The sequence below is a fragment of the Providencia sp. wls1916 genome, from assembly GCF_009706585.1.
Taxonomy (GTDB): Bacteria; Pseudomonadota; Gammaproteobacteria; order Enterobacterales; family Enterobacteriaceae; genus Providencia; species Providencia lanzhouensis.
Genome location: NZ_WLUL01000016.1, coordinates 201,486 through 207,768 on the forward strand (window position 1 = coordinate 201,486; position 6,283 = coordinate 207,768).

3 protein-coding genes and 1 rRNA gene are annotated in these 6,283 nt (G+C 44.0%); 3 read left to right on the forward strand and 1 reads right to left on the reverse strand.

Features of this window, described 5'->3' with window-relative positions:
- Positions 1-20: 20 nt before the first annotated feature.
- Positions 21-1,118: a tRNA (uridine(54)-C5)-methyltransferase TrmA gene (gene trmA / locus GKR61_RS11875; RefSeq protein WP_036950906.1), complete on the reverse strand. Its 1,098-nt coding sequence runs from the start codon at positions 1,116-1,118 to the stop codon at positions 21-23.
- Between the two features lie 478 nt (positions 1,119-1,596).
- Between trmA and btuB the strand changes: the two genes are divergently transcribed.
- The 3 genes from btuB (at position 1,597) to GKR61_RS11890 (ending at position 6,271) form a co-directional block, all read left to right on the forward strand.
- On the forward strand, positions 1,597-3,480 hold the full coding sequence (btuB, locus tag GKR61_RS11880) for a TonB-dependent vitamin B12 receptor BtuB (RefSeq protein WP_108479188.1): 1,884 nt from the start codon (positions 1,597-1,599) through the stop codon (positions 3,478-3,480).
- A complete protein-coding gene (murI, locus tag GKR61_RS11885) occupies positions 3,425-4,288 on the forward strand; it encodes a glutamate racemase (RefSeq protein ID WP_036950909.1) in 864 nt (287 codons plus the stop codon). Before btuB ends, murI begins: the two co-directional genes overlap by 56 nt.
- Positions 4,289-4,731: 443 nt before the next feature.
- Positions 4,732-6,271: ribosomal RNA gene (locus GKR61_RS11890) — 16S ribosomal RNA — on the forward strand.
- Positions 6,272-6,283 lie beyond the last annotated feature (12 nt).

Consider the following 6,283-nt stretch of genomic DNA (forward strand, 5'->3'; position numbering starts at 1 on the left):
GGAATAATTTATAGAGAGTATTAGCGTCGAGTGAGTAACACACCACTTTCCATATGATGGGTATATGGGAATTGGTCAAATAAAGCCAGTTTTTCGACTTTATGGGTTTTGGTGAGTTCCGCTAAATTATCGCACAGCGTTTCAGGGTTACAGGAGATATACAGAATATGGTCATATTCTTGAACCAGCTGAACAGTTTTGTCATCCAGGCCACTGCGTGGTGGGTCGACAAAAATAGTATTGCACTGGTAATCCGCTAAATTAATCCCTTCTAAACGATTAAACTCACGAACGCCATTCATGGCTTGAGTAAAATCTTCCGCAGACATTCGGATAATCTGCACATTATCTATTTTGTTCGCTTCTATATTGTATTGCGCCGCATGCACGGAAGGCTTGGCAATTTCAGTTGCTAAAACACGATTGAAGTTTTGAGCCAGCGCCAGTGAAAAGTTGCCATTACCACAATATAGCTCTAATAAATCGCCAGTTGAATGTTGAGTCGCATCAATCGCCCACTCTAACATTTTAATATTCACCTGTGCGTTTGGCTGTGTGAAACTATTTTCCACCTGGCGATAAATCATGTTTTTCCCTTTTACAGGTAAAACTTCATCAACATAATCGTGGTCGAGCATAATTTTAGTTTTAGAGGCGCGACCAATAATTTGAACATCAAAGCCTTTCGCCGTTAAATCCGCTTTCAATTGTTTGGCTTGTCCCGTCCATTCATCACCTAATTTTTTATGATAAAGCAGAGAAACAATCAGCTTATTACTCAGCGTCGATAAGTAATCTATCTGGAATAATTTATGGCGCAGTAGTTCAGTGCGTTTTAATAAAGGCAGAAGTTCAGCCATCATGTCGTTGATTAGCTGGCTAGCAACTGGAAATGACTCAATTCGAATGCGTTCTTTGGTCTCTTTATCAAACATAATATGAAATAGGTCATCACCTTCGTGCCAAATTCTAAATTCTGCACGCATCCGATAATGGGAAGTTGGAGATGAATAAATTTCAGGTTCAGGCGCAGCATAAGGGGCCATCAAACTCTTCAGACGGTCAACTTTCTCTGCAAGTTGCAGTTCGTAATCTTCGGTGTGCAAGGTGTTTTGCATCATATGGCCCCATAAAACAGTCAAAATTCACATCAGGGGCGAAATTGTAGGGCAAGCAGCGAAGATGTCCAGTTTTCATTATCGATTCATGGACACTGACAACTATTCAACTTAGGATAATAGTTCGTGGTTTTAGGGAATTTGGTGAGAGTCCAAAGCTGACGCGCAACGGTAATTAAGGTATTCCCGTCATTCTTCAAACTACATGGGTGTTGGCATCGCTCAGCTATCCTAGTCACATACTTCAGTATGCTCCTAGGAATATCTTCGCTTGCCACCTACATGCAGCTTGAATTATTTAGGGGATATAACAGGTCGAATTTTTATTTTATATATCGCTTCATATATAGAAACCCAACTTGTCACTTTATAAGTCCGATACCTACCACACTTCTTATCGCTTTGTTGAATCTCAGCGCGGATCTGATTTTCGGCGTCGCGGAATGTTAATTTAATTGATTTTCCGAGTGTAAACATAATGAATAATAACAAGTCGCTATCGCTTTCGGTGGCAGCTCTGGCAGTGTTGTGCGGTATTTCCTCTTTGGCAAGTGCAAGCTCTAATTCGTCAGATGAAATGGTGGTGTCTGCTAACCGTTTCGAGCAACCTATCTCTTCTATATTAGCGCCAGTCACTGTAGTGACCCGTGAAGATATTGATCATTGGCAGTCAAATACCGTGATTGATGTATTGAGACGCCTGCCGGGTGTGGATGTTGCACAAAATGGTGGAATAGGGCAACAAAGTTCCCTCTTTATTAGAGGAACAGAATCACGCCATGTTTTGGTTTTAATTGATGGTGTTCGTCTTAATCAAGCAGGGATTTCTGGTTCTTCAGATATGAGCCAAATTCCAATCTCGCTAGTGCAGCGTATTGAATATATTCGTGGCGCACGTTCAGCAGTTTATGGCTCTGATGCAGTGGGTGGTGTGATTAACATTATTACTCGCCGTAATAATGAAGGAACCACACTAAATGCTGGAATTGGTTCTTATGGCTATCAAAACTATAACGGTTCAACGCAACAAAAAATTGGTGAGAATACAACCGTTACGGGCGCGGCGGCTTATACATATACAAAAGGGTTTGATGTAGAGGCAAGAGGAAATACAGGAGGACATCCCCAGCCAGACAAGGATGGTTTTCTTAATAAAACATTATGGCTAGGTGTGGAACATCAATTTACTCCAGATGTTTTAGCTTATGCCAGAGCCTATGGGTACGATAATCGAACAAATTATGATGCCTCTGAGTTTGCTGGTATTTTGGCTGATACCCGCAAGCTATATAGCCGTACCTATGAAACTGGTGTTAAATATCATCAGGAGAAATACTCTACTTCATTAATGGGCAGTTATAGTCACGTTAAAGATTATAACTATGACCCAAGATATGGAAAATACGGTAAAGGTTCTCGTGTTGATGATTCGAAACAGTATAACGTTCAATGGGGAAATAATTACCAATTTGAAAATGGTACAGTTTCGGCTGGCATTGATTATCAAAAGCAAACCATTGAAGCGGGAACATCTTCATTACCAAACAATGAATCAATCAATAATACTGGAATCTATTTAACGTCTCAGCAAGCAATCTCTGCTTTCACTATTGAAGGCGCTGTAAGGTCTGAAAAACATTCAGAGTTTGGCTGGCATACAACATGGCAAGCAGGTGCTGGATGGGAATTCATTGATGGATATCAGCTAATAGGCTCTTATGCTACGGCTTATAAAGCACCAAACATTAGCCAACTATATGCTTCAGCGCCATATGGCAATCCAGACCTAAAGCCAGAAGAAAGCAAGCAATGGGAAGGTGGAATGAAAGGGCTCACAGGTCCTTTAAATTGGCAATTAGTTGCATATAAGAATGAAATTACCAATCTTATTGATGCGAAAGCCGAAACTAATTGGGGATGGCAAAATGTTGGTGAGGCGACAATAAAAGGTATCGAGTGGAACGGGGATATGGATACAGGCATATTCCACCATCAGCTTACATATCAATATACCGATCCTAGGGATGAGAAAACGAATAAAGTCTTAATTCGTCGAGCTAAGCAACAGATCAAATATCAACTAGATTGGAATGTTGCCAATGTAGATTGGGGGCTAACTTATCAATACATTGGCTCTAGATATGATAAAGACTTCGGTCAATATGACACTAGTACTGGTGACTATAAAAGATTAAAACTCGGTGGCGTTAGCCTTTGGGATATCACAGCCGCATATCCAATCACTTCACATCTCACAATTCGTGGTAAAATAGCTAATATGTTCGATAAAGACTATGAGACCGCGTATGGTTATCGCACCGCTGGAAGAGAATATTTCCTCACAGGAAGCTACAACTTCTGATAACAACCTATCTGTTCGCCCGACCATTCTGGTGTTTGACTCCGGAGTGGGCGGGTTATCTGTCTATCGTGAAGTCAAAAAACTGATCCCGAATGCGCACTATATATATGCATTCGATAATGAAGCCTTCCCTTACGGGGAGAAAAGTGAAGAGTTCATTATTGATAGGGTTTATCAAATCGTTAATGCCATCGCGAAAAAGCATCCTCTCACCATTGCCGTCATTGCGTGTAATACTGCAAGCACGGTGAGCTTACCTAACTTAAGAGCAAATTTTGCTTTCCCAATTGTCGGTGTCGTTCCGGCGATTAAGCCCGCAACTAAACTGACGCGTAATGGTGTAGTTGGTTTGTTGGCAACTCGGGGTACAGTAAATCGTGAATACACAAAAGAGCTGATTGAGCGCTTTGCGACAGACTGCAAAGTCATCTCTTTAGGTTCAGCGGAACTCGTACAACTGGCAGAGAGAAAATTGCATGGTGAAATATTGCCGCTGGATGAAGTGGCTCAAGCCGTCAAACCGTGGATTAAAATGAAAGAGGCCCCAGATACGGTGATTCTTGGCTGCACTCATTTCCCTCTTATAGTAGAAGAGTTAGAAAAAGTACTTCCAAGCGGAACTCGATTCATTGATTCTGGTGCCGCGATTGCCAGAAGAACCGTTTGGCTCATCAATAATCAGGCTGAAGTTACGGATTCAAATGAAGAAGACTTCGCTTACTGCTTATTAATGAATGAGAGCTTACAAGAATTACGCCCTGTTCTTGAGGCGGAAGGCTTCAAATCGCTGCAAAAACTGGCTATTTAAGTCAAATTCGCTGAAAAGCTGAGCGAACGAAAAAAAATATCAAAAAAAGGGTTGCCAGATTTTTCTGACTCCCTATAATGCGCCACCACTGACCGGGAACAAGCCAACGCAAAGCGCGATGGACACTGAACCGGCAGCGAGAGAATCTGAAAAGATTAAGTGAAAAAATACTTGACTCTCAATGAGGAAAGCGTAATATACGCCACCTCGCGACAACGACCTAAGTTGATAAAAACTGAGTCGAATTTCTCAAGAAATGTCGCACCGCTCTTTAACAATTTATCAGACAATCTGTGTGGGCACTCACAGGACACTATCAAAAAAATATTTGATTTTAAGTCTTGAAGAGTGACTAACACGTTAATTCATATATATGAACTAATAGGTAATTTGGTTTCTTCGGAAATCAAACGACAGTAACATTCTTTGAGCATCAAGCTTTTTAATTGAAGAGTTTGATCATGGCTCAGATTGAACGCTGGCGGCAGGCCTAACACATGCAAGTCGAGCGGTAACAGGGGAAGCTTGCTTCTCGCTGACGAGCGGCGGACGGGTGAGTAATGTATGGGGATCTGCCCGATAGAGGGGGATAACTACTGGAAACGGTAGCTAATACCGCATAATCTCTTAGGAGCAAAGCAGGGGAACTTCGGTCCTTGCGCTATCGGATGAACCCATATGGGATTAGCTAGTTGGTGAGGTAATGGCTCACCAAGGCGACGATCCCTAGCTGGTCTGAGAGGATGATCAGCCACACTGGGACTGAGACACGGCCCAGACTCCTACGGGAGGCAGCAGTGGGGAATATTGCACAATGGGCGCAAGCCTGATGCAGCCATGCCGCGTGTATGAAGAAGGCCTTAGGGTTGTAAAGTACTTTCAGTTGGGAGGAAGGCGTTGATGCTAATATCATCAACGATTGACGTTACCAACAGAAGAAGCACCGGCTAACTCCGTGCCAGCAGCCGCGGTAATACGGAGGGTGCAAGCGTTAATCGGAATTACTGGGCGTAAAGCGCACGCAGGCGGTTGATTAAGTTAGATGTGAAATCCCCGGGCTTAACCTGGGAATGGCATCTAAGACTGGTCAGCTAGAGTCTTGTAGAGGGGGGTAGAATTCCATGTGTAGCGGTGAAATGCGTAGAGATGTGGAGGAATACCGGTGGCGAAGGCGGCCCCCTGGACAAAGACTGACGCTCAGGTGCGAAAGCGTGGGGAGCAAACAGGATTAGATACCCTGGTAGTCCACGCTGTAAACGATGTCGATTTGGAGGTTGTTCCCTTGAGGAGTGGCTTCCGGAGCTAACGCGTTAAATCGACCGCCTGGGGAGTACGGCCGCAAGGTTAAAACTCAAATGAATTGACGGGGGCCCGCACAAGCGGTGGAGCATGTGGTTTAATTCGATGCAACGCGAAGAACCTTACCTACTCTTGACATCCAGAGAACTTAGCAGAGATGCTTTGGTGCCTTCGGGAACTCTGAGACAGGTGCTGCATGGCTGTCGTCAGCTCGTGTTGTGAAATGTTGGGTTAAGTCCCGCAACGAGCGCAACCCTTATCCTTTGTTGCCAGCGATTCGGTCGGGAACTCAAAGGAGACTGCCGGTGATAAACCGGAGGAAGGTGGGGATGACGTCAAGTCATCATGGCCCTTACGAGTAGGGCTACACACGTGCTACAATGGCGTATACAAAGAGAAGCGACCTCGCGAGAGCAAGCGGAACTCATAAAGTACGTCGTAGTCCGGATTGGAGTCTGCAACTCGACTCCATGAAGTCGGAATCGCTAGTAATCGTAGATCAGAATGCTACGGTGAATACGTTCCCGGGCCTTGTACACACCGCCCGTCACACCATGGGAGTGGGTTGCAAAAGAAGTAGGTAGCTTAACCTTCGGGAGGGCGCTTACCACTTTGTGATTCATGACTGGGGTGAAGTCGTAACAAGGTAACCGTAGGGGAACCTGCGGTTGGATCACCTCCTTACCATTGAAGTGT

Coding starts and splice junctions, on each gene's coding strand:
- trmA (WP_036950906.1), bottom strand. CDS start 1,118: ATGCAAAACACCTTGCACACCGAAGATTACGAACTGCAACTTGCAGAG.
- btuB (WP_108479188.1), top strand. CDS start 1,597: ATGAATAATAACAAGTCGCTATCGCTTTCGGTGGCAGCTCTGGCAGTG.
- murI (WP_036950909.1), top strand. CDS start 3,425: ATGGTTATCGCACCGCTGGAAGAGAATATTTCCTCACAGGAAGCTACA.